Genomic DNA, 25,181 nt, shown 5'->3' on the forward strand with positions numbered 1-25,181 from the left:
TAAGGCATTAACAAACAGCCAATTACACGCTTATATTATTGATATTCTTGGAGGAACGTACTATTAGAGGCGGCAAGAAAGGGCAACAAACAGCTCAAAAAAATCGTATTAACGAAGAAATTACAGCGCAAGAAGTTCGTTTAATTGACATTGAAGGCGAACAAGCTGGAATTCAGTCATTACAAGACGCGCAAACTATGGCCGATGCAGCGGGTGTTGATCTTGTTGAGATCAGTCCAAACGCTGAGCCGCCTGTTTGTAGAATCATGGATTACGGTAAGTTCATCTTTGAAAAAAGCAAAGAACTAAAAGAGCAGAAGAAGAAGCAAAAGCAAATCCAGATAAAAGAAATCAAATTCCGTCCTGGTACGGATGAAGGTGATTATCAGGTTAAGCTTCGCAACTTACGTAAGTTCTTAGAAGCTGGCGATAAAGCTAAGATTACTATCCGCTTCCGTGGTCGTGAAATGGCTCACCAAGAAATTGGTATAGAATTATTAAACCGTATCAAAGCCGATTTAGAAGAACTTGCAGTAGTTGAGTCTTTCCCAAATCGTGTTGAAGGTCGCCAAATGGTTATGATGATGGCGCCTGTTGCTAAAAAATAATTTTTAAGCGATAATACGCACCGAAATTAGCTCAGGTCTGCAAGTAATATGCGAATATTCACCTGAGTTAACCGGTATTAAAGTAAGATTGCGGCATTTATGCTGGGTCTTCACCGGAACATGGCAGTAAGTTAGGCCTAAAAGTGGAGCTATAGAAATATATCTCACGCCTGCTTACTAATTTAAAAGCAATACAATTTGGAGTTATTGCAATGGCTTATAAGCTAAAAAGTCACAGTGGCGCTGCTAAGCGTTTCAAGAAGACTGCTTCTGGCGGTTTCAAGCGTAAACAAGCGCATCTTCGTCATATTCTGACTAAGAAAACTTCTAAGCGTAAGTTACACCTACGTCCTAAGATGATGGTTCATAAAAATGACCATGGTCTAGTTTCACGTATGTTACCGTTCGCTTAATAGGGGTTTTTAGAAATGGCAAGAGTTAAACGCGGCGTTGTCGCACGTGCACGTCACAAAAAAGTTTTAAAACAAGCAAAAGGTTACTACGGAGCACGTTCACGTGTTTACCGCGTAGCTTTCCAGGCTGTTACTAAAGCGGGTCAATACGCTTACCGTGACCGTCGTGCGAAGAAACGTACTTTCCGTCAATTATGGATTGCACGTATCAATGCTGCTTCACGTCAAAATGGTCTGTCTTACAGCCGTTTTATCAATGGTCTTAAAAAGACATCTGTAGAAATCGATCGTAAGATCCTTGCAGATATCGCTGTTTATGATCAAGTTGCATTCGCAGCGCTTGTAGAAAAAGCAAAAGAAGGCCTAGCCGCTTAAGCTTTTTCATATAAGTATTAAAAAGGAGCCTATGGCTCCTTTTTTTGTGCCTGTAATTTAATAACTTACACTTTTTTAATAACTTACACTTTTTTTATAGCTGAGCTAAATTAGTTTTCTCAAATTAATACCTATTTGCTTATATGAGCTCTATTTATCGATAAAAAAATACGTTAGAGCAGGGCTAAATTCACTATTTAGTTGTTCTTGGCAATTGCTCCATCATTGCTCACTCTCCTGGATCCATGCTGACGTATATCAGACATTTTTGACGCTGTTAGCGTCAGATGTAATCCTTTAAATTGATTAAGTATTTTTACGAGTTGGTATAAATAGTAATGTAATGAATTACTGTACATTAATAATGTTGTATAGCCTTAAAAGACAGGTGTGAATGAGTGACATGTAATTGGCTGCATTTTTTTGTTGAATCACCGCAGTTTCCTCATTATAAAAAATTTAGTTGATATAATTTATATAATTAAGGCGTTTGTTAGAGAATTTTATGTTTGCAAGTTTACTAGTTTTATCTGCAAGTGTGGCGTATGACGCACACTTACCTCCATTAATTGAGTGGCAGGGGAAAAGCGTAGAGCTTTTACAAAAACAAGGGCCGTTAACTACTGATTTTGAGTTGTCAGAAGGGGAAGCGTCGCCCGATTATGCAAATACAATGGCATTTGTAGATAGGTTAGTTGCTGCAAACCCTACTCAGTTTCAATCTCAAACCATTGGCTATAGTAATAGCAAGCGTGCAATAAAAATGTTGATTGCCAGTGAACAAGGTTTTTTTGAAGCAAGGCAAATGGCTAATAGCACTAAGCCAACTATTTTTATCCAGGCAGGAATACATTCTGGTGAAATAGACGGTAAAGATGCCATGTTTATGTTACTCAGAGATATAGCGACTGGTAAGCGCCGTGACATTTTAAAAAAGGTAAACATATTATTTATTCCTATTTTAAATGTAGATGGACACGAACGTAGCAGTGCATTCAATCGCATCAATCAACGGGGCCCTACAAAAATGGGCTTTAGAACAAATGCTAATAACCTTAATTTAAATCGTGATTTTACTAAATTAGATACCCCAGAAGTTAGAAGTGTTCTAAAGGTTATTAACGACTACAACCCAAATTTATACATTGATGTACACGTAACCGACGGCGCAGATTACCAATACGATGTGACTTATGGCTACAATCCGGTATTTTCAAGCGAGTCGCCTGCGGTATCTGATGCACTAAACCAGTTTTTTAAACCTCTGATTGACGATACGCTAGCTAAGCAAGGGCACATGCCAGGGCCACTTGTTTTTGTTATGGACAAGCGCGACTTTAAAAAAGGATTAGCGGGATGGGTTGCTACGCCGCGCTTTTCAAATGGTTGGGGTGATTTAAAGTCATTACCGACTATTTTAGTTGAAAATCATTCATTGAAGCCTTACAAGCAACGTGTATTAGGAACTTACGTATTTTTAGATGGTGCTATTACTGCGCTATCAAAGCACAGTCATGAATTAGCTAATGCAGTAAAAAAAGAACAGGAATTTGTTCCTAAACAGTTAATAGTAAAGCGTGGCTATTCCAAGCAAGCTGATACGATTGCGCAGTTTAAAGGTATTGAGTATTCATCAAGCATGAATGCGCTCTCAGGCCAAAATGAAGTGAAGTATTTGGGTAAAGTACATACATATACCGACTTACCTATTTATTGGCAAAAAGATGTACAACATACAGTTGAAGTACCTAAAGCTTTTTTTATTCCGCCTGTATATAGCAATATTATTAAGAAACTAAAGTTACATGGTGTCTCTATTAATAAACTTGAAGGGGCAAACACACAGCCTTTAAAAGTAGCAAAGGTGGCAGACTACACGTTTGATAAAGCACCATTTGAAGGCCGTTTTAGAGTGTCAGCAAGTTTTGATTATGTCCCTGCTATAAATGTAGATTTAGATGGTTGGTATCAAGTCAATACTCAACAAAAAGCAGGTGAGCTTGCTGTGCATTTATTGCACCCTGAAGCACCAGATTCGTTTTTTGCATGGGGGGAATTTAATACTATTTTTCAGCGTACTGAGTACATGGAAAACTATGCACTAATTCCGTTTGCACGCCAAATGCTAAAGGACAATCCAAAGCTAGCGCTTAAGTTTGATGAAAAGCTTAAAGATAAATCGTTCGCAAGCGACGCTGATGCGAGATTAAACTGGTTATATGAGCAAAGTCCATTTTATGATCAAGCGTACTTAAAGTACCCAATATTGATGTCATTTGAAGAAGAAGTTGTTATCCCGGATCAAAAAAGTAAAGAAATCTAATATGCAAATTATAACCATACCCGTCACTGCATTTGCACAAAATAGTCGTATTATTTGGTGTAGTGAAACTAAACAAGCCGTAGTCATAGACCCAGGTGGCGACCCTGATAAAATAGTAGCCGCCCTTAATGAGCATAAACTAGAATTAAGTGCTATTTGGTTAACGCACGGGCATTTAGATCATGTGGGTGGGGCTGATATTTTACGTAATCAATTTAACGTACAAATTATTGGCCCACAAAAAGATGAGTACTTCTGGTTTGAAAACTTACCTATGCAAGCACAAATGTTCGGGTTTAAACCCATTGAGCCTTTTTATCCGGATATTTGGCTAAACCATAACGACACCGTGAGCGTAGGTAAACTTAGCTTTTTAGTGAAGCATTGCCCAGGGCATACACCTGGTCATATTGTGTTTTATCAACAAGACAATGAATGCGTTATTGTAGGTGATGTTATTTTTAAAGGCTCAGTAGGGCGAACTGATTTCCCTAAGGGGAACAGAGAACAACTTATAGAGTCGATTAAGACGCATATTCTAACCTTACCTGATAATACTAAAATATTGGCAGGGCATGGGAGCGACACTACGGTTGGATTTGAAAAACAAACAAATCCTTTTGTGAGTGGTAAGTTTGGTTAAGTTACTTATTTGAAGTTTGGCAAACTGCATAAAAATTAAAAATAAGCAGACTGAGTTTTAAAATGGTTGTATAATTTAACCAGTTTATTTGATAAATAAGAAATAAAATGTCTCTAAATCACGTAGATCGCCAAATATTGGCACTTTTACAACAAGATGCTAGTTTATCAACCGCAGAAATTGCTGATAAAGTAGGCTTGTCTCAATCTCCATGCTGGCGTCGAATTGCCAAGCTAGAGCAAGATGGTTATATAAAAAGCAAAGTGGCTCTTTTAGATGAGAAAAAACTTGGCTTTGATATGCTTGTATATGCACATGTGCGTTTATCAAATCACGGTAAAAAGAACCTTGCTGAATTTGAAAAACTTATAATGAGTTATGATCAAGTAACAGAGTGTTACACCATGGCTGGAACAATGGACTTTATGCTACGCATAATTTCACAAGGCATAGAAGGGTATGAGCACTTTGTACGCGATAATTTACTAAGCTTAGAATATGTACAAGAAGTACATTCTAATGTAACAATGACATGTGTAAAACGTAGTACTTCCCTCCCTTTATAAAAGCACTTCTTTTAAAAGCTAAACCTCTTTTAGTTTAGTTTAACCACATAATGACAATTGTTAACTGAGCGCTAATTTGGTAGAATTTAGCGCTTTTTTTGATACCCATTACACCATTTGAGGAACTCAATGTTTAACTTACTCAGTAGGGCGCCTAGCTCTGCTAAAAACGATATTCTATCTGGATTAACTGTGGCGCTAGCCTTGGTGCCAGAAGCTGTTGCGTTTGCCTTTGTTGCAAATGTAGAACCTTTAGTTGGTCTATATGCCGCGTTTATCGTTGGTTTAATCACGGCTATATTTGGTGGCCGCCCTGGTATGATTTCAGGTGCAACCGGTGCATTAGCTGTTGTTATGGTAAGTTTAGTGCTTGATCATGGTGTTGAGTATTTATTTGCGACCGTATTGCTCATGGGCATACTGCAGATACTCGCGGGTGTATTTAAACTCGGTAAGTTTATCCGCATGGTTCCTCATCCGGTAATGCTTGGTTTTGTAAACGGCTTAGCTATTGTTATTTTTCTTGCTCAGTTAGGACAATTTAAAGTGCCTGATGGTATGGGCGGACAAGAATGGATGACGGGTAACCCGTTATATATTATGCTTGGTTTAGTGGCTTTAACCATGGCTATTATTCAGTTTTTACCTAAACTAACAACGGCTGTACCCTCTACATTAGTCGCTATTATTACAGTGACCGCTTTAGTCATTGGTTTGGATTTAGAAGCGCATACTGTAGTTGATTTCTTAAAAGGAATGACAGGCGACGAAGCTGCAACAATTGCAGGCGGTTTACCTCAGTTTCATATTCCTATGGTGCCGTTTACTTTTGAAACGCTACAAATTATTTTTCCTTATGCACTTATTTTAGCGGCTATTGGTTTAATTGAATCATTATTAACGCTTAGCTTAATTGACGAGATTACAGAAACTCGCGGTCATAGTAATAAAGAGTGTATAGGCCAAGGCGCTGCAAATATTACTTGTGGTATGTTTGGTGCTATGGGTGGTTGTGCAATGATTGGTCAATCAATGATCAACATTAACTCAGGTGGTCGTTCTCGCTTATCGGGTATAAGTGCTGCATTGATGTTGCTTGCGTTCATCATATTCGCTTCAAGCTTAATTGAGATGATCCCACTAGCTGCACTTGTTGGTGTTATGTTTATGGTTGTATTAGGTACGTTTGAATGGGCCAGCTTTAAAATGATGAAGCGTGTGCCTCTATCTGACGCTTTCGTAATAGTACTTGTATCGGGTGTGACGGTTATTACCGATTTAGCGATTGCAGTATGTGTAGGTGTTATTGTATCTGCATTAGTATTTGCTTGGCAGCATGCTAAGCACATATACACAACTAACTATATTGATGAAGAAGGCGCTAAAGTATATGAGTTACATGGCCCGCTTTTCTTTGGTTCAGTTAAAAACTTTGCAGAGTTATTTGATGTTAAAAATGACCCTAAAAATGTAATTGTTGAATTTAAGCATAGCCGCGTATCTGATCACAGTGCAATAGAAGCAATTGACACACTTGCTGATAAGTACACAAAAGCAGGTAAACAACTTCACTTACGTCACTTAAGTAAAGACTGTACGCAGTTGTTGCATAAAGCACGCGATTTGGTTGAAGTGAATGTGATTGAAGATCCAACATACAAAGTAGCATCAGACAAACTAGCTTAATTTACACAAAGCTATTTATATTTAAAAAGCGAAAGGTGAATAACCTTTCGCTTTTTTAGTGTATCTACTATTTGTTTGCGGTAAGACTATTAAAAAGCAAGGTAGGCTGTAGTGCTATGCAAACTCATAAATCTATATAATAAGACTATCTAATTTTATTAAAATTAGCCCTACATAGGTAAAAATAATAAAGAATAACAAGCGCCTATTTTATGGAATTAGTCTTTAACTATACGGAGTAAACATCTATTTTGAACTGGCAATCTTTAGTCGATAACAGACAGCGCTTTTTTTGGCTTTTGCAAATTGCAGGCTGGATTGGTTATGCGTTAGTAAATTATATTGGCTCTAAAGTATTTGAAATGCGTGATATATACGTATTTGTTATTTTATTAAATGCTTACGCTGGTTGCTTAATGACAGTACCGCTTAGGTATATTTACCGTAAAATTTGGAATGCCTCGCCTTGGGTATTAATGATTGTGGTATTTGGTGCCTCTTATGTAACAGGTACTTTATGGGCTGTCGTTCAAAAATTTAATTTGTGGGAAATATACCGCCATGGTTATAGACCAGAGGAGTGGTTTTATTACCTGCAGCAAGGCTTAGATTCTGTATATATTATTTTATGTTGGAGTGGTTTGTACTTTGGCGTTAAATATTATCAGTTATTACAAAGTGAGCGACAAAAAGCACTAAAAGCCACAACTATGGCACACGAAGCGCAATTAAAAATGCTTAGGTATCAGCTTAATCCCCATTTTTTATTCAATACACTTAACGCTATTTCTACTTTAATTTTGGTTAAAGAAAACAAAGATGCTAACTTAATGGTAGCAAGGCTAAGTGACTTTCTACGTTATACATTAAATACCGATCCAATAAAAAAAGTACCGTTAGAGCAAGAGTTGCATGCGCTCATGCTTTACTTAGAAATAGAACGTGTACGTTTTGATGAGCGATTAAAGGTAAATGTAGATATAAGCGAGCAAGCTAAAGAGGCTTTAGTACCGAGCTTAATCTTGCAACCTATTATAGAAAACGCGATTAAATATGCTATTGCCCATCTAACAGAAGGTGGAGTAATTGATATAAAAGCACAGGTATTTGCGAATGAGTTATTACTAGAAGTGGGCGACAACGGCCCAGGTACTGACATACTCGATGGCCAATTAGTTAACGCTCAAGGCGTAGGTGTCGCTAATACCAAAGATAGATTAAAAACGTTGTATGAAAATAATTATTCGTTTGTATTATCACATAATACGCCAAGTGGATTAAAAGTTAATCTGCGAGTACCTTTTGAGAAGGCTGTGAAAAATGACTAAAATAAAAACACTCATTGTTGATGATGAACCGTTAGCACGAAAAGGTTTAGCGGTAAGGCTCGAAGAATACTCTGATATTGAAGTAATTAAATTGTGTAGTTCAGGGGCTGATGCAATTGAAATGTGTCAAAGCGAGAAAATTGACTTGGTTTTTTTAGATATTCAAATGCCAGGTATGAATGGCTTTGAAGTAGCAAGAGCCCTTAGCGAAAGCTCAAAAGCATTACCAGCGATTGTATTTGTAACGGCCTTTGACCAGTTTGCTGTAAAAGCGTTTGAAATTCATGCTCTCGATTATATTTTAAAACCCGTTGATGATAACAGACTAAAACAGGCGGTAGAAAAAGTGCATACCTACTTAAAAACGCAGCAAGACAACGCCCATAAGAAAAAACTAGCGAGTTTTGTAGCCGGTATTACTGGTAACAATTGCGAAGAAATACTTAAAAAATTAGCCACTGGCGATATGCTAACAGACAGACGTTACCCAGAATCGCTTGCTGTAAAAGAGCAGGGTGAAATTATTCGAGTACCAGTAGCGACTATCCAATGGGTTGATGCAGCAGGTGACTATATGTGTTTACACTGTGAAGACGGACAAACGCATATTCTACGTAAAACAATGAAAGAGCTTGAGCAAGAGCTCGACCCTCAGTTATTTGTGCGTGTACATCGCAGCGCAATAGTAAATACAAAACAAATTAGTAAACTGGTTACACAAGTAAGTGGTGAGTATTTATTAGTACTTGAAAATGGCCAAGAATTAAAAGTGAGCCGTAGCTACCGAGATAAGGTTAAAGCGGCATTAGCAAGTTAAAGCCAACGCTTTTATTACAGACACAAAAAATGCGAGCTAAGCTCGCATTTTTTATATTCGGCGTTTAATTACGCAACAGTTACAATTTTCATTGTGTTAGTTGCACCCACAGTTTCCATTGAGTCACCGTGAGTAATAATTACTGTATCGCCAGACTGTAAAGACCCTTGAGAAACTAAAGTATCAAGCGCGGCTTTTACCATACCGTCTTTTTCAGTTTTTGTAGAATCAAAAAATACTGGGTAAACACCACGATAAAGTGCTGTTTGACCTAATGTACTGGCATGACGTGAAAGCGAGTAGATTGGTAAGCCTGAGCTGATACGCGACATTAATTTAGCCGTACTACCAGATTCAGTAAGTGTGATAATTGCTTTAACAGAATCTAAGTGATTAGCTGCATACATAGCAGAAAGCGCAATTGATTCAGCATTGTTAGAAAAGCGACTATCTAAACGGTGTTTAGAAACGTGCGTTTCTTTTTGCGATTCAGCACCTAAACAAACGCGTGCCATAGTCGCAACTGTTTCTTCAGGATAATCACCTGCAGCTGTTTCAGCTGAAAGCATTACAGCATCTGTTCCATCAAGAACAGCATTTGCAACATCCATAACTTCTGCACGTGTAGGCATAGGGTTATCGATCATCGATTCCATCATTTGCGTTGCTGTTACTACAGTACGGTTTAATGAACGAGCACGACGAATAATTAGTTTTTGCTTGCCCATAAGAGCAGCATCACCAATTTCAACACCTAAATCACCACGAGCAACCATTACAGCGTCAGACGCTAAAATGATGTCATCAACAGCTTCTTGGGTTTCAACGGCTTCAGCACGTTCAATTTTAGCAAGTAACTGTGCTTTTGAACCAGCCGCTTCAGCAAGTGAGCGTACGTAGCGCATATCGTCGCCACTACGTGGGAATGATACGGCAATGTAATCTACGTCAATTTCAGCGGCAGTTATTAAATCTTCTTTGTCTTTTTCAGTAAATGCTGGAGCAGTTAAGCCACCACCTAAACGGTTAATACCTTTATTGTTAGATAAAACACCGCCAACAGTGACTGTACAATGCACTAAATGCCCAGCTACTTCATCAACACTTAATTGAATAAGGCCGTCATTTAGAAGTAGTAAATCGTTAGGGCTTACATCGTTAGGTAATTCTTTATAATCGATACCTACAGAGTTTATGTCGCCTTCGCCTTTTTCCATTTTTGCATCAAGGGTAAATTTTGCACCCACAGCAAGCGTTACTTTACCTTCTTTAAAAGTAGAAACGCGGATTTTAGGGCCTTGAAGGTCAGCAAGGATAGCAATATGCTTGCCTAATCTTTTTGCAATATCGCGTACAGCTTGTGCACGGTCTTTATGATCTTGGGCAACACCATGTGAGAAGTTTAAACGTACTACATTAGCCCCAGCGATAATAATTTTTTCTAAGTTGTTATCTCTATCGGTAGCAGGTCCAAGGGTAGCGACTATTTTCGTGCGTCTTAGCATCAATTTCTCCTGTTTGCTTGGTGAAAGCATGTTGACGTTATTTTGTTGACTTAAAATATCTATATTAGAATAAAATATTTTAGTTATGTGCAAACTTCAAAGGTTTGCCACTATTTTATACAAAACTATTGTGTCATCATTATGACACCGGTGTCAGAATGCGTCAATGATCTTAATTTCAATTAGCTTTGCTTTTAGTCACCCCGAGACCATTGATGTTTGATATAATTACGTAGCTTATTTATCTGTAATAAAAAAGCATGTTGTATTGACTCATAATTAGTATTTTATGACTGTATGGGTATAATGCACGCGGTATTATTTAATTTATACACTGAATTTTCTAACCAAATAGTTGTTACCGAGGAGGACACTAGATGCAAGTTGCATTAGTAGGGTTAGGCGTTATGGGAAAAAATCTTGCCCTAAACTTGATTGAAAAAGGGATAACGCTAGTCGCTTATGACAAAAACCCACATGCGGGTGAAGAGTTACTAAGTTGTGCTAAATCTCAAGGCATGGCTGATAGGCTTCACATTGTCTCTGATTTAAGAGACATGGTAAGGCGTTTAGAGGCACCTCGTTCTATTTTATTACTTGTTCCTGCTGGTGAGTTAGTTGATACAGTTTGTAATGAACTTGTAGAGGCCGGCGTTAACTGTGACGATATGATTGTCGATTGCGGTAATAGTAATTATAAAGACGGTATAACGCGTAAACTTAAATACCAAAATAAATTTGAATTTGCCACTATGGGAATTTCTGGCGGTGCAGAAGGCGCTCGCCATGGTCCTGCAATGATGGCAAGTGGTTCTGAGGGTGGTTGGGAACGTATTGAGCCATGGTTTGAAAAAGTAGCTGCTAGCTATAATGGCGACTCGTGTTTTGCACGTGTTGGTCAATCAGCAAGTGGTCATTTTGTAAAAATGGTTCACAACGGTATTGAATACGCACTTATGCAACTTATTGCAGAAGTGTACCAATTACTTCGTTTAGGCACTAATCGTTCTCCAAAAGAAGTGGCTGAGATATTTAATGACTGGTCAGAAGGTCAATTAAATAGCTACTTACTGTCTATTTCTAGCCACATATTGTCACTTGAAAATCATAATAATGTACCGCTTGCGGACTTAATTGATAATAAAGTTGGCGCTAAAGGTACTGGTCTTTGGACTGCGCAAAATGCACTAGAACTTGGTATTGCAGTTCCTTCACTTGTTGCTGCTGTACAAGCTCGTCATTTAACTAATGCATGTAATACAACGGCTGCACAAGAGATGACGTATGCATCTAAATCAACTAACAATGTTGAAATTGATTTAGAAGAGCTAAAAGAAGCGTTCTTACTTGCAAGTTTACTAGCGTATCGCCAAGGTTTAGCGTTAATTAAAGGTGCATCACGTACTCATCAGTGGAAAGTTGATTTATCTAAAACGCTTCAAACGTGGCGTGCTGGTTGTATTATTCGTGCTGACTACCTTGATAGCGTTGCACAAGGTGTTGAATTTATTGATACCCTTGAGAAAGAGTCTAACTCTTTGCGCAAAATTACCGGACAAGCAATAATGACTGGTTTAGCATTCCCTGTATTGGGTGCTACACAAACGTATTTAGCAACATTAACCACACCGAGTAATGGGCATTTAGTTCAAGCCCAGCGTGATTACTTTGGTGAGCACGGCGTTAAAACCCATAGCGGTGAAACATGCCATTTAACTGACTTAGTAGATATCGACGCTAAAGTTAGGTAATAAACAGTTGTTTAAAACGATAAAGGCACGCTATTTAGCGTGCCTTTTGTATTTTAGGCGCTGTGAGATTTAACGGCTTAACTCACCACGTAAATTGTCTTGCATTAAATGACGAATCGTCTCTACTTCTAGCTTTTGGCTAAATAAATAATGTAATTTAGTTAAACACGCTTCAAGGGTCATATCGTATCCACTAATAACACCAATATTTAACAGTGCATTACCCGTTGCATAGCCGCCCATATTTACATGGCCTTTTAAGCACTGGGTTAAATTAACAATAACGACGCCACGTTTACTTGCTTCTTCAAGTATTGATAAAAAGTTAGGATCTTGCGGTGCATTACCTACACCAAAACTAAGCAACACCAAGGCTTTAATATTGCCATTAACTAAGCTTTTAACCACTTCTTGACTAATACCAGGATATAAATAAAGCACACCAATGGGTTGAGGTGTAATAGGGGTAACTTGCAGCTCATTTTCAACATAAGGACTAAGTTGGCCTTTAATAAGTTGAATACTAATACCCGATAACGCTAAGGGATCAAGATTAGGTGACGCAAATGCATTAAATCCATCGGCGTGGGCTTTAGTTGCTCTGTTACCTCTAAACAGTTGGTTATTAAAAAATAGACTTACTTCTGCAATTGGATAATTTGCCGCTAGATACATTGCATTCAGAAGGTTTACTTGGCCATCTGAGCGTAATTGAGAAAGCGGAATTTGTGAGCCAGTTACAATCACAGGTTTAGTTAGGTTTTCGAACATAAACGATAGTGCTGAGGCTGTATACGCCATTGTATCGGTGCCATGAAGCACAACAAAACCATCATAATCTTGGTATTTGTCTTTAATGTCATCAGCAATAAGTTGCCAATGCTCAGGAGACATATCTGAAGAATCTATAAGAGGGCAGTATTCGTGAATATCAAACAAAGGCATTTCATCACGGTTAAACTCTGCGTTGTTCACTACGGTTTCTGTTAAAAAACCTTCAGCAGGAATATAACCTCGACTCGATTTTTTCATACCTATAGTACCGCCAGTATAAGCGATATAAATGCGTTTACGTTTCATAAAAAAAGCCCAGTAAAAAAACTGGGCTTAGTATAACGTTAAGTAACTTTAAATACAGCTGATTAGGTAAAGCTATGCACTTTTATTGTGCAACGTTACACACTAAACAGCGTGCATATACACCTTGTGGATCGTTGTAATCTTTAAGGTTTTCAACTTCAGTACTTAATTGGTTAATAACGCTTTGCAAGTTAGCTTGCGTTGCTAACACAGATGTTTTTTGTGTTTGTAAACCAAGCATCGATTTAATAGACGCGTTACCAAAAATGTTTTGAATCATTTTTTCTTGCGAGCTTAAATCTTGCTTAATGGTTTTAACTTCATAATGATTAAGTTTCGCAAGTGCTGCTGCTGCTTTTATAGCATCTTGTTTATCACCAAGTTTGTCTACTAAACCTAGCTCAAGTGCTTGAGATGCAATCCATACTCGGCCTTGGGCAATTTTATCAACTTGCTCAGGCGTCATATTACGGGCATCAGCGACAACATTCAAAAAGCGACCGTATGCTTCTTCAACGCTCATCTGAATTACTTGACCCATTTTTTCGTTTAGGGGACGAGTGATAGAAAAACCAGCCATTTCGGTTGTTGCAACGCCATCGGAATAAACACCAATTTTAGATAAGGTTTTTTCAAATGTCATAAACGTACCAAACACACCAATTGAACCTGTAATAGTGCTCGGTGCTGCCCAAATTTCGTTTGCAGCAGAGGCAATCCAATAACCACCTGATGCAGCTACAGAGCTCATAGAGGCAATAACAGGCTTACCTGCAGCTTTAAGCGCTAATACTTCTGCACGAATAACTTCAGAGGCAAACATACTACCGCCACCTGAATCAATGCGCAGTACAACCGCTTTAACTTTGTCATCAAGGCGTGCTTTACGAAGTAGGGCTGCTGTAGAGTCGCCACCAATTTCGCCAGCTTTACGCTCACCATCAACAATTGTACCTTTAGCAACTACAACGGCGACTTTTTCGGTAATAGGGTTATCAAATTCAATCGGTGGTTTAACCAAGCTTAAGTATTCACGAAATGAAACTTGCTTAAATGTTTTGCCATCTTCTTGTGCGCCAACTAAATCAATTAATTGTTTGCGAACTTGTTGATTTGTTTTTAAAGAATCAACCCACTGGTGGTCAAGTGCATATTTACCTGCATCGCCATCTGCAGCTTTCATTTTTTCAAGATATACGTCCATTGTCTCGTCGAAATTTGACTCATCAAATGGGCGAACCGCAGCAACGTCTTGTTTGTATTCGCTCCAAAGAGCGCCTAACCAAACACGGTTAGCTTCTTTGGCTGCTTCAGACATGTCGTTACGAATGAAAGGTTCTACTGCTGACTTAAATGTACCAACACGGAAAATATGCTGCGTTACTTCAAGCTTTTCAAGTGCATCTTTAAAGTAAAGCGGATACATGCCGTAACCTTCAATACCTACGCTACCGTATGGGTGCATAGCTATTTCATCAGCATGTGATGCAATATAGTATTGTGCTTGGGTATAGTAATAACCCGATGCAATCACTTTTTTGCCAGCTTGTTTAAATGCATCAATAGCATTGGTAATTTGCTTAAGTTTGTTTAAATGCGCTTTAGGCATTTCTTGTAAATCAAGCAGCATCACCGTAATGCGATCGTCTTTAGTCGCTTCGTTTATTACTTCAACAATATCGTCGAGTAATATTTCGCTTGGCGCTTCAGAACCAGAAGTTGCATCACTAATTGCAGCTTCGACCGGATCTATGTATGTTTTTTCTTCAACAATAGGGCCATTTAGGTTAAGCCTAAGCACAGAGCCATTTTCAACTATTATTTTATTGTCGTCACTTGAGAGTGACACTAAGAAAACAATTACCAGTAATAAAAACAGAATGTTGAGTATTAAACGACGAGAAAAGTTAATTCCAGTCCAAATACCTTTAAATACCTTTGCTATCAAAATAGCTCCTTAATTTGGTACAGTTAATACATTAGTTCCATCTTAGCCTAGAATAAAAATAAATTTAACTGCTAAATCGTAACGAAGTGTTTATGAGGTGCTATTAATACATGTTTTTATGGCTTTTTTTAATTAAATGAAGGCACATATTGCTTATTACTTGCCATTAAAGCAGAATTAGCTAATGTATACAGGTTAGACCAGTTAACGGGGCACAAGATGTTAGAACAACAATTACAATTAAAACACACACAATTACGTAACCGCTTAGTGATGGGCTCAATGCATACAGGCCTTGAAGAGGGATGGCATAACCGCAAACGCTTACGTGCATTTTACGAAGCACGTGCAAAAGGCGGCACTGCAATGTTAATTACGGGCGGATACAGCCCTAATTTACGTGGCAAATTAACACCTATTTCATCTTCATTTAATAGTTATTACGATGTATTTAAGCACCGCGCTTACACAGATGCTGTGCATAAACACGGCGGAAAAATTTGTTTGCAATTATTACATGCTGGACGTTATGCGTACCATCCATTCAATCAAGCACCAAGTGCAATAAAAGCACCTATTAATCCTTATAAACCTAAAGCGATGTCGCTTGGTTCGATTAAGAAAACAATTAAAGACTTTGCGCACTCTGCCTATATGGCTGAAAAAGCTGGCTACGATGGCGTTGAAGTTATGGGTTCTGAAGGGTATTTGATTAATGAGTTTATGGCGCCGCACACCAATAAACGTGAAGATGAATTTGGTGGCAGCCTAGAAAATAGAATGCGACTTGCGCTTGAAATAGTTAAAGCTGTAAGAGAAAAAGTATCTGAGCAATTCTTAATTATTTTTAGATTGTCGGTTATTGATTTAATCCCAAACGGTTCAACACCAGAGGAAGTTGTCATTCAAGCTACCGAGCTTGAAAAAGCGGGTGTTGATATATTTAACACAGGTATTGGTTGGCACGAAGCGCGTGTACCGACTATTGCGAGTATGGTGCCGCCAGGTGCATTTAAAGAAGCATCAAAACGTTTAAAAGACGTGGTGAGCGTGCCAGTTATTGCTGTTAACCGAATTAATACTCCAGAAATAGCTAACGATATTTTAAATGCAGGCGAGGCTGATTTAATTTCGATGGCAAGGCCGCTACTTGCCGATCCAGAGTTTTTTAATAAATACGCAAATAATCAATCTAAGCAAATTAATATTTGTATAGGGTGTAACCAAGGTTGTCTAGATCACGTATTTAAAAATAAACGTGCTACGTGTTTAGTTAATCCACAAGCTGCATTTGAGCTAGATTACCCGTTAGAGCAAGCAACCAAAGCTAAAAACGTATTAGTAGTCGGCGCAGGCCCTGCTGGTTTATCAGCAAGTTGTTACTTGGCTCAAAAAGGGCATAACGTCACGTTAATTGATCAAAAACCGCAAATGGGTGGCCAATTTAATTTAGCTATGCAAATACCGGGCAAAGAAGACTTTAACCATACTCTTACTTACTTCACTAATGAGCTTGAGCGATTAAAAGTAACTGTAGAGCTTGGTAAAGCTTATGACGATTCAATGCTTAAAAGCTATGATGACATCGTATTTGCAACTGGCGTTAGGCCGCGTGAAGCCTCTATTAAGTGTAGCGATGATAAGCGTGTGTTTGCTTATGACGAAGTTATACGCGGCGAAGTAGAGCTGGGTAAATCAATTGCTATTTTAGGTGCCGGTGGTATAGGTTTTGATATGGTTGCGTTTTTAAGCGAACATAAATCGCAAACTATTAGCGAGTTTAAAACGCAATGGGGGATTGAGTGTGAAGCCCAACCTCATAAAGATGAACGTCAATTGTATATGTTAAAACGCAGTGCGGGTCGTTTTGGTAGCGAGCTTGGTAAAACAACGGGTTGGATACATCGCCAAGTTGCTAAGCAGCATGGCGTTAAGCAAATTGCTGATTGCCAATACCAAAGCTTTGATAAAAGCGGACTAACTATTAATGTTGCTGGTGAAACTCAAGTACTGCCAGTAGACACTGTTATTGCCTGTATTGGCCAGGTTTCTAATAACGAAGTGCTAGAAAATTACACAGATAACGCAAAGGTACATGTTATAGGCGGAGCTAAACTAGCTGCAGCTATTGATGCTAAACGCGCTATTTTTGAAGCACTTCAGGTCGCTAGAAGTATTTAACCTTTGTAAATAAATTGAAATAGTTTATCAATTCATGCGGTCTTTGCTGTTTATAGTCTATAACTTAATAAACAGTGAACACACAGGATACGCATGAACAAACTAACCAATCTTTATGATGCAATATTGGGTAAACTATCATTTTTAGATGGTTTACCTGCATTGCTATTTCGCTTGATTTTAGCCCCTGTTATGATCATTGCAGGTTATAACAAACTTGCTATAAGCGGTGAGACAGAAGGTTTCTTTGATAACTTTTTAGCATCTCCAGATGTAGTTCAATGGTTTGGTAATAATGAATGGGGTTTAGGATTACCGTTTCCTGACTTACTAGCTTTTTTAGCTGGCTGGAGTGAATTTTTAGGAGGTTGGTTTTTATTACTTGGCCTTTTAACTCGCTTGGTCAGTATCCCACTTATGTTCACAATGGTTGTCGCTGCAACCTCAGTGCATTGGCATAATGGTTGGTTTGCAATAGCACCAACTAATCCAGAAACAAGTGCTGCGCAAGTGCTCGATTGGTTATCAATTCCGGGCGCTAAAGAAAGCCTTGAAAACTCACTAGAAGTACAAGACCGAATAGGTAAAATTCGTGACTTAGTTGAAGAACACGGTTTTCCTGATTATCTATACGAAAAGGGCAAGCCGTCTATTTTAAACAACGGTATAGAATTTTCGGCAATTTATTTTGCTATGCTTCTTAGCTTGTTTTTTATGGGCGGTGGGCGTTTTGTTAGTATAGATTACTGGTTAAGGCGAAATATTGTAAAAGAATAACGTATTTAATCTACTTTACTAACGGCCGCATAGCTTAACCCTTTGCGGCCGTTTTGCATTTTAATTTCTCGGTATTTATTTTTTAAGGGTTTAAATGTTACTCTAGCGTTTTGAATTTTGAGGAATCGTTATGAACGCTATCGAGCTTTTACTTACCCGCCAATCAGACTCTAAACTAACAGAGCCGGGCCCTACGCCTGAGCAGCTCGACATAATTAAGCAAGCAGCATTACGTGTTCCTGATCATGGCTGTATAGCACCGTGGCAGTTCATTGTTGCTCAAGGTGATGCACGCAATAAACTGGGTGAAATTTACCATCAAAGTGCAGTGGCAGAGCAACAAGAAGAAAAAGTAATTAACCGTGCTAAAGAGCTTCCCCTTCGTGCGCCTATGATTGTAATAGCAATTGCTAAATATCAAGAACACCCAAAAGTTCCTCGAATAGAACAAGTACAAAGCGCAGGCTGTAGTGTATTAGCGATGCAACAAGCTGCATTTGCCCAAGGGTTAGGCGGTGTTTGGCGCACAGGCTACTTTGCACAAAGTAGCGCGGTTAAAAAAGCGCTTAACTTACATGAGCAAGATGAAATAGTAGGGTATTTATATATAGGTACACCCGAAGTCGATTGTAAAAAGTCGCCTCGCCATAAGCCAGAAAACTATTTTAGTAATTTGTGAAATAGTATGAACTTTGCGCAACTTACATAGTCATAATTCATTAAGGTTACAAAGAGTATTATTTAAAAGTTAATGACTTGGCTGTAAGAAGCGCTTGGAAGCACTAAATTTACTAAATCTTCTTCAGTTTGTTTTTTAATCGGTTGTTTTTTGATACATTATGGAAAGTCTTAATAAAAATAACGATAAAGAAGACGAAAACTATGGGAAATTTATTTTTACGTGAAAAAGAGAATTGGCTAGCATGGTCAATTTGGGGAATCATTGGTGCTTTTGTAACACTGTATGTTGCAATGAGCACAAATGCATCACACTTTATAGCCGGTTCAGCAATGGGTATGCTTGTGTTGTTAACATGGTGGATGCACCAGTCCAAACGTTTCGACTTTGGGCGTGCATTTAAAGTATGTTGCTACGTTTTATCGCTTAGTGTGCTACCTGCTTTTATGTTTGTTGTAGTACCAAGTGATGATTTAAATCGATTCGATTTAATTTTTCAAGGCGTTACCTTTACCGCACTGAGTATATTGGCTTGTTTAATCTGCTCTTGGATTGCACGTAGACCTAAACAATATTATTAATGTGTTTAACTTTAGTCCATTAACTACACTTTTATTAAAGTGAAGAGCTTAACAAAAGAACAAAGTGGGTCTATTTTATCCAATATGTTAATATTTTATATTAATTTCTATTTAGCTCTTTACAAGTTATGTATTTAGCCATATTATTCGCGCCGTGCGGAGAGATGGCAGAGTGGTCGAATGCACCGGTCTTGAAAACCGGCATGGGTTTATAGCCCATCTAGGGTTCAAATCCCTATCTCTCCACCATTATTTAAAAAAACCGCCTTATGGGCGGTTTTTTGCTTTGTGGAGTTTCTAAATGACTAAGGCAACAAACCTACCAACCTCGCAGAAATTAATAAAACATCTTTTATTATGGACGGTATTTGGTTACTGCTATCAAAGTGCTATTAGCTTATTAGTAAAAATGGCTATAGATGCTCAACCAGAGTATCCATTAATTACCGCTTTAATTTATGGTGTTGGTTTTAATGTTTTAGCTGCCCATCTTATTACCAAATACGATAAGCATTGGCCAGTTATTGGCTCTGTTTTTATTGGTTGTATAGGGCTGCTTGTAGTGCCATTTTTACTGTTTGGCGAATCAGGATTACTAACAATGCCTCTACTTGTTGGAATTTTATTCAGTTTACCGCTTTGTAGTTATATTGTTGGCCTAATTAAGCTAAAACTCAGCAAAAACTAGCCCCAAACGCGGTTTATTTTGTGATAGCATAGTCGCGTCTTTTAACTAACAAAACGTGAAAAACACATTATGTCAGATAATTTTACTACAGATGCTGAAAAAGCAAGTTACGGTATTGGCTTACAAATGGGTGAGCAACTTAAGTCTAATCCTTTTGAAGGCTTAAACCTAAATTCAGTATTTGAAGGCATGAAAGATGCGTACGCTGGTAGCGCATTTCAAGTTGAGATCCCTGAGATCCAAGCTGCATTTGAAAAAATAAACGAAGAGATTCAAGCTCGTCGTGAAGAAGAGTCTAAAGTACTTTCTGCTGAAGGTATTTCATTCTTAGAAGAAAACGCAAAACGTCCTGAAATCACAGTAACTGAGTCTGGTCTTCAATACGAAGTACTAGCAACTGGCGAAGGCGAAAAGCCAACAGCTGAGTCTACAGTACGTGTTGATTACCACGGTACACTTATTAACGGTACTGTGTTTGATAGCTCATACGAGCGCGGTCAACCAGCTGAATTTCCAGTTGGTGGCGTGATCAAAGGCTGGACTGAAGCATTACAAATGATGCCTGTAGGTACTAAATGGCGTATCTACGTTCCTCATGAGCTTGCTTATGGTGAACGTGGCGCAGGTGCTGCAATCGCACCTTTCTCAACGCTTGTATTTGACGTTGAGCTACACGAAATCATTTCTTAAATTAAATAAATTTTAATTTAAGAATTTAAAAAGCCGTATTCAATTTGAATACGGCTTTTTTGTGTTTGTAATTTAAGAGTTTTATACCAATTAGCTTAATTAAGTGATCTATTTTTCGCTAAGAAAATTGTGTCGATAACAAGGCAAAAATTTCGTTGTTTAGTTGTTACCACTAATTGCTCTTGCATTGCTCTACCTCCAGCATCCATGCAGTCGTATATCAGAAATTCTTAACGCAGTTAGCATCAGGTTTAATCCTTCAAATCGATTAAGTATTACTGCGTGTTGATATTATATATTCTAAAAATAAAAAAACCGCATTAATAAAATGCGGTTTGTAAATATATAAACTAAAAACTATCTTTAATTATTAAAAATAACCACGAACACCAAAGCGGAAGTTTCTGCCAGGTAGTGGGGCTTTATCTTTAATAAATGAGCTATGCACAAAGCCTAACTCATCAGTAATGTTATCCACGTTTATATAAAGCTGTGCATCTACACCGCCTAAACCTAATTGGTAATTCGCTTGTGCATCAAATAAAGTATAGCCGTCCGTTTTTGTTTCAAATGCAGTTACATCGTTTTGATCAAAGTAATGAGTACCCGTCAGTGTTAGTTGTAAGTCACCTAAATCGTACTGTAACTCAGAGCCTAATTTATTGGCAGGGATGCGCGGTAAGTTGCCTTCGTCGTCTTTTAGTTTTGCACGAGTTGAGTCACCAAATACTTTAACCATAGCGCTTGGGGTTACTTGGTAATGTGCGTCAAACTCAATTCCATAAAGCTCTGCGTCTTTACTTGTAAACTGATAAACCGCAACAGCATCGTCATGTGCACCAATAGCTGATTCTAAACCATCTTCTTCATCGTAAACTAAACCCGTATTTTCTTGGAAATAAAAGTTTTTAATATCGTTATAGAAAAAGTTAACGGTGTAACCAAAATCACCGCTAAAACGTCTAAAGCTTAAATCTAGGTTTGTTGAGGTTTCTTGCTTGATATTCTCTGGCTCAAAATGCGCTTCATTATCTTCAATGTTGTAACCAAGACCTAGCTCATAAGTGCCAGTTGCAATGTGTAAACCATTTGATAAAAGCTCTGCCGAAAGTGGTGCTCGTTCTGAGTGAGAAATACTTGTCGCAATACTATGACCGGGCTTGTACTGCCAAATGGCACCGGCAGAGGCACTTAAATTGGTAAAGCTTTTATTGTATCCAATAGTTTCTTCGTCGCTATGATCTATTTCTACTTCATCGTGGCTATGTTCGTGTGCCGTGATTTGGCTTTCAATTTTGTAATCTTCTACACGTGCACCAAGCTCTATTGTCACGTCGCCAAATTCACGCTCTTCAAGTAAATATAATGCGTTAGTTGTAGTTACACTCGCGGGTGTAAATGCTTCTTCACCAATTGCGTCGTAGTCAGAATCGCTGTAGTGATAGCCCATCATTCCGTGCCAATCAGCAAACTTATGCTCTACATTTAAACGTGCTTCAGTCGTTTTATTTTTAAAAGTAGTACCAATTTCGCCATCTTCAATTTCGCTGTGTGAATAATCTGTATAGCCAACACGTAGGTTGATGGTTTCAATCCAGTTATTATGAAGAGCGTAACTTACAAGCCCTTGCCAGCGGTCTTGCTCTAAATGTGCGTAAACTGGCTCTTCAGCAGCTTCATCTTCATGTTCTGCATGCTCTTCTTCAGTTTCACCTTCGTGATCGTGATGATGCTCATGCCCAGGAATACCGTAATCAGTATCAATGCTACCGTAAGAAAAACCAATCGTTAAGTGATCGCCAACATAGCTGGTACCAAAGTTGAGTGTTTCGCTATCAATAAAAGTATTTTCTACCGAGCTTTCGGTTTCAACATCGCCATCATCGTCGGCAATAGTAAAGGTCGGTGTTTGGTAATCATCGCCGCTGCGCTTAGTACCATCAAAATGAAAGTTAAAGCCTTCATTACCTGTTTCAAGTTTTGCAGCTACGGTGTTTGAATTTGACACCGTATCGTGGCTGTATTCAGCAGCGCCTGTAAGCTCATCGATATTGCTAGTAGGAATACGGTTATCAACCACGTTTACAACGCCACCAATTGCACCAGAGCCATAAAGTAGGGTGCTTGGACCGCGCAACACTTCAATTTGCTCTGCCGCTAGGCTGTCGCTTGATGTTGCGTGGTCTGGGCCAATACGCGACGCATCGCTGGCATCTAATCCATTTTGTGTGATTTTAACGCGAGGGCCATCTAAACCACGAATAATTGGGCTTGATGATACAGGGCCAAAGTAACTTGCATTTACGCCTGGTAAACCTTTAAGAGTTTCGCCAAGTGTTGGTTTAGATTTATTTCTTAATTCATCACCTGAGAGCACGCTTACTGGCGATATCATTTCTAGGCTGTTCTTATGAAGTGCAGAGGCATAAACAACCACTGTTTCAACCGATGTTGGTTTAAGTGACACAGACAGATTATTTGAAGATTCGGTAACAGCAATACGAGAGTCTATGTAGTTGTCTTTACTGATATGTAATTGGCTGTTTGCATCTATATCGATAGCAAACTCGCCTAAATCATTACTTTTAACGCTTTGGTTTTTGCCATGGACATGGATAGAAGCATTTTTAATTGGTTGATTTTTATCATCCATTACTTTACCAGTAACGGTTGCAGCCAAAGCTGATTGAGAACATAAAACAGAAAAAATAGCAGAGGAGATTAATGTTAACTTTGTCATGGATATATTGGTTCGTGGTTATTATGTTGTGATATAATATAACACCGCAAAATTAACGAATCAACAATGTTATAGTATAACTTTGAATTTTGCGATGAATAATCTAAAAATGACGATTAAGCCAATATTATAAAAATTCAAATAATAGGTTTGTGAATAGGAAACTTATCTATTTGACCTAAGAACTCATAGCGCTAGTCGGTAAATCTATGTATTTAATAGCGGCTATCTATCATTATCGCATCTAGTTTATGCTGCGCTCTTGTCTGATTTGTTATATCTACAGATTCAATCATTTCGCATTCGTCGCGGATCATCTCTGAAATAAGACTAGGGTAGTGGCGGCAGTCTTCTGGGCGGTCGAGGTAAATACTGCAGGTATACATATTTTTAGCGAGAGGATCTTTTTTGGGCGCAATTTCTAAAAATGGGCACACTTGAAGTCTTAAGCCTGTTTTTGGGTCAAACCAAATTTCGTTGTTTTTAACGTATTCATAAATTTCGGGGTTAAATAGCTCCCATAAATCTATTTCCTCTTTCGTTGCGCTTAAATCGCCGCCGCCATATTTAATACAGCATTTACCACACTGGTTGCATTCTTTCATAATTGGCTAATTTAGTTGGCTGTTAACGAATTTAAGTTAGTTATTAGTGTAGCACCAAATTTATTATTAACGCTCTACTGAATTTACCCATCCTTTAATTTTTGAGTGTGTAAACAATAGTTAGATACAATAACTTAAGTTAAAACCCCTTGTTACATTTTATATAGTACAGGCTTTATTTAATGGTTTACTCTAAAGGTAGCGAAAAATGTTACAAACCCCGCTTGAGCAACTGCGTGATTGTTAAATGTTGCTGAGCGCAGATACCTAAGCAGGGCGTTATTATGAAAGAGGCTGTCACTAAGTTAAAAACAGAATTTAATGCAAAGTTATTGTATTGGAACAATCTTAAAAGTAGCAAAGCTAAAGCGGCAATCATCCTATTATTTTTAGTTGTCATTGCACTTAAAGTCTTTACGACCATTTTTTCGTTGGATTGGGTTGCAAGTTTATTCAGCGTGTAAGTTTACCAAGAGTAATTGCGATAAAGTTTAATCACAGAGTGTTTAACGCCTACGCGATGTTCATTATTAATGTATTATTACGCTATACACCAAATTAAATAAATCAGTTGTTTAAATACGTTTTATAATGACTGTAATGATACATTTTAGCTAAATTGAGTGAGTAAATGAGTTTAGCTGCATTAAAGGATAACCAGTGATGATGAATACAAAAGTATATAAAGCGGTACACGACCTTGCAGAAGATTTAATGGCGGCGGCTAACAAAAATAACCGTGAAAAGTTTGAGTCGTTATTTGCTCAATTAAAAGCTATTTGTATTGAAAACGAAAACACCTCAAAAGATCACCCTGTACAATGGGAAACTTTAGCTGATTTTACCGAAGAGTTAGAAGAGGCAATTACTACTTACGAAAAAGCATTAGAAAAGTCGATTGCGATTAATAACAAAGATCACATGTCGTCGGTTTCTTTTTCAATGGCTACATTACAGCTTGAGCTTGGCCAAAAAGATGAAGCTATTAAAAACCTTCAAAATGCTAAAGTCAGCGCCAATAAAATTGAAGACAAAGAGCTTAAAGCTGAAATACACGACCTACTAGAGTCGCTTATTGAAGAAGAAGGTTAAATACATAAAAGTATAACTTATCCATATTAAATGTGATTTTTGTGGATTTAGCTTGAGCTTAATAAAGCGCTGATGGTTTATACCCTCAGCGTTTTTTTATGTTCG

23 protein-coding genes and 1 tRNA gene are annotated in these 25,181 nt (G+C 38.1%); 19 read left to right on the forward strand and 5 right to left on the reverse strand.

What is annotated here, in order from left to right:
• Window positions 1-47 precede the first annotated feature (47 nt).
• The 9 genes from infC to I6F47_RS12170 all read left to right on the forward strand — a co-directional run bounded on the left by infC (window position 48) and on the right by I6F47_RS12170 (window position 8,759).
• Window positions 48-608: a translation initiation factor IF-3 gene (gene infC / locus I6F47_RS12130; RefSeq protein ID WP_002960714.1), complete on the forward strand. Its 561-nt coding sequence runs from the start codon at window positions 48-50 to the stop codon at window positions 606-608.
• A 212-nt stretch (window positions 609-820) separates the two neighbouring features.
• Window positions 821-1,021 (forward strand): 50S ribosomal protein L35, encoded by a 201-nt coding sequence (rpmI, locus tag I6F47_RS12135; RefSeq protein WP_002960713.1) that lies wholly within the window; start codon window positions 821-823, stop codon window positions 1,019-1,021.
• A gap of 15 nt (window positions 1,022-1,036) precedes the next feature.
• Entirely contained in the window at window positions 1,037-1,396 is a 360-nt protein-coding gene (gene rplT, locus I6F47_RS12140; protein ID WP_002960711.1) for a 50S ribosomal protein L20, read from the forward strand.
• Window positions 1,397-1,901: 505 nt separating this feature from the next.
• Entirely contained in the window at window positions 1,902-3,719 is a 1,818-nt protein-coding gene (locus I6F47_RS12145) for a M14 family metallopeptidase (RefSeq protein ID WP_197183936.1), read from the forward strand.
• Between the two features lies 1 nt (window position 3,720).
• On the forward strand, window positions 3,721-4,362 hold the full coding sequence (locus I6F47_RS12150; protein ID WP_197110842.1) for an MBL fold metallo-hydrolase: 642 nt from the start codon (window positions 3,721-3,723) through the stop codon (window positions 4,360-4,362).
• Window positions 4,363-4,469: 107 nt separating this feature from the next.
• Window positions 4,470-4,928, forward strand: a complete 459-nt coding sequence (locus tag I6F47_RS12155) for an Lrp/AsnC family transcriptional regulator (protein WP_007375323.1) — start codon at window positions 4,470-4,472, stop codon at window positions 4,926-4,928.
• Between the two features lie 129 nt (window positions 4,929-5,057).
• Window positions 5,058-6,614, forward strand: coding sequence for a SulP family inorganic anion transporter (locus I6F47_RS12160; RefSeq protein ID WP_010554472.1), 1,557 nt, complete (start codon window positions 5,058-5,060; stop codon window positions 6,612-6,614).
• A 251-nt stretch (window positions 6,615-6,865) separates the two neighbouring features.
• Window positions 6,866-7,942: a sensor histidine kinase gene (locus I6F47_RS12165; RefSeq protein WP_007582687.1), complete on the forward strand. Its 1,077-nt coding sequence runs from the start codon at window positions 6,866-6,868 to the stop codon at window positions 7,940-7,942.
• Window positions 7,935-8,759, forward strand: coding sequence for a LytR/AlgR family response regulator transcription factor (locus I6F47_RS12170; RefSeq protein ID WP_007582688.1), 825 nt, complete (start codon window positions 7,935-7,937; stop codon window positions 8,757-8,759). Before I6F47_RS12165 ends, I6F47_RS12170 begins: the two co-directional genes overlap by 8 nt.
• Window positions 8,760-8,827: 68 nt before the next feature.
• Here the strand turns inward: I6F47_RS12170 and pyk are convergent, their stop codons facing one another.
• Window positions 8,828-10,264 (reverse strand): pyruvate kinase, encoded by a 1,437-nt coding sequence (gene pyk / locus I6F47_RS12175; protein ID WP_007582689.1) that lies wholly within the window; start codon window positions 10,262-10,264, stop codon window positions 8,828-8,830.
• A 377-nt stretch (window positions 10,265-10,641) separates the two neighbouring features.
• Between pyk and gndA the strand changes: the two genes are divergently transcribed.
• Window positions 10,642-12,015 (forward strand): NADP-dependent phosphogluconate dehydrogenase, encoded by a 1,374-nt coding sequence (gene gndA / locus I6F47_RS12180; RefSeq protein ID WP_010554474.1) that lies wholly within the window; start codon window positions 10,642-10,644, stop codon window positions 12,013-12,015.
• 69 nt (window positions 12,016-12,084) lie between these two features.
• Here gndA and ansA read toward each other — a convergent pair whose 3' ends face one another.
• Together ansA and sppA are read right to left on the reverse strand one after the other, a co-directional pair.
• Window positions 12,085-13,095 (reverse strand): asparaginase, encoded by a 1,011-nt coding sequence (ansA, locus tag I6F47_RS12185; RefSeq protein WP_007582693.1) that lies wholly within the window; start codon window positions 13,093-13,095, stop codon window positions 12,085-12,087.
• 82 nt (window positions 13,096-13,177) lie between these two features.
• Window positions 13,178-15,043, reverse strand: a complete 1,866-nt coding sequence (gene sppA, locus I6F47_RS12190) for a signal peptide peptidase SppA (RefSeq protein ID WP_197183937.1) — start codon at window positions 15,041-15,043, stop codon at window positions 13,178-13,180.
• A 219-nt stretch (window positions 15,044-15,262) separates the two neighbouring features.
• On the opposite strand from sppA, the gene I6F47_RS12195 reads away from it, so the two are divergent.
• The 7 genes from I6F47_RS12195 to I6F47_RS12225 all read left to right on the forward strand — a co-directional run bounded on the left by I6F47_RS12195 (window position 15,263) and on the right by I6F47_RS12225 (window position 20,639).
• The gene (locus I6F47_RS12195) at window positions 15,263-17,224 is read left to right on the forward strand and encodes an oxidoreductase (protein WP_197183938.1); all 1,962 of its coding nucleotides are present in this window, start codon (window positions 15,263-15,265) and stop codon (window positions 17,222-17,224) included.
• Window positions 17,225-17,317: 93 nt separating this feature from the next.
• Complete coding sequence (locus I6F47_RS12200) at window positions 17,318-18,001, forward strand: HvfX family Cu-binding RiPP maturation protein (protein ID WP_197183939.1); 684 nt, start codon at window positions 17,318-17,320, stop codon at window positions 17,999-18,001.
• Window positions 18,002-18,131: 130 nt separating this feature from the next.
• Window positions 18,132-18,680 (forward strand): NAD(P)H nitroreductase, encoded by a 549-nt coding sequence (locus I6F47_RS12205; RefSeq protein WP_007582703.1) that lies wholly within the window; start codon window positions 18,132-18,134, stop codon window positions 18,678-18,680.
• A 203-nt stretch (window positions 18,681-18,883) separates the two neighbouring features.
• Window positions 18,884-19,261 (forward strand): hypothetical protein, encoded by a 378-nt coding sequence (locus I6F47_RS12210; protein ID WP_007582705.1) that lies wholly within the window; start codon window positions 18,884-18,886, stop codon window positions 19,259-19,261.
• A 158-nt stretch (window positions 19,262-19,419) separates the two neighbouring features.
• Window positions 19,420-19,510 (forward strand) — tRNA-Ser (locus tag I6F47_RS12215).
• A 52-nt stretch (window positions 19,511-19,562) separates the two neighbouring features.
• The gene (locus I6F47_RS12220) at window positions 19,563-19,949 is read left to right on the forward strand and encodes a hypothetical protein (protein ID WP_010554477.1); all 387 of its coding nucleotides are present in this window, start codon (window positions 19,563-19,565) and stop codon (window positions 19,947-19,949) included.
• A 69-nt stretch (window positions 19,950-20,018) separates the two neighbouring features.
• Entirely contained in the window at window positions 20,019-20,639 is a 621-nt protein-coding gene (locus I6F47_RS12225; RefSeq protein WP_007586200.1) for an FKBP-type peptidyl-prolyl cis-trans isomerase, read from the forward strand.
• A gap of 370 nt (window positions 20,640-21,009) precedes the next feature.
• On the opposite strand, the gene I6F47_RS12230 is transcribed toward I6F47_RS12225, so the two are convergent.
• Together I6F47_RS12230 and I6F47_RS12235 are read right to left on the reverse strand one after the other, a co-directional pair.
• On the reverse strand, window positions 21,010-23,379 hold the full coding sequence (locus I6F47_RS12230) for a TonB-dependent receptor (protein WP_197183940.1): 2,370 nt from the start codon (window positions 23,377-23,379) through the stop codon (window positions 21,010-21,012).
• A 215-nt stretch (window positions 23,380-23,594) separates the two neighbouring features.
• Window positions 23,595-23,984, reverse strand: a complete 390-nt coding sequence (locus I6F47_RS12235) for a YkgJ family cysteine cluster protein (protein WP_024590141.1) — start codon at window positions 23,982-23,984, stop codon at window positions 23,595-23,597.
• A gap of 284 nt (window positions 23,985-24,268) precedes the next feature.
• Between I6F47_RS12235 and I6F47_RS12240 the strand changes: the two genes are divergently transcribed.
• Together I6F47_RS12240 and I6F47_RS12245 are read left to right on the forward strand one after the other, a co-directional pair.
• Entirely contained in the window at window positions 24,269-24,448 is a 180-nt protein-coding gene (locus I6F47_RS12240; RefSeq protein WP_197183941.1) for a hypothetical protein, read from the forward strand.
• Window positions 24,449-24,647: 199 nt separating this feature from the next.
• A complete protein-coding gene (locus tag I6F47_RS12245; RefSeq protein ID WP_007586178.1) occupies window positions 24,648-25,076 on the forward strand; it encodes a hypothetical protein in 429 nt (142 codons plus the stop codon).
• The last annotated feature ends 105 nt before the right edge of the window (window positions 25,077-25,181 follow it).

Origin of the sequence: Pseudoalteromonas sp. NZS37, assembly GCF_015864265.1 — a bacterium.
GTDB lineage: Bacteria > Pseudomonadota > Gammaproteobacteria > Enterobacterales > Alteromonadaceae > Pseudoalteromonas > Pseudoalteromonas arctica.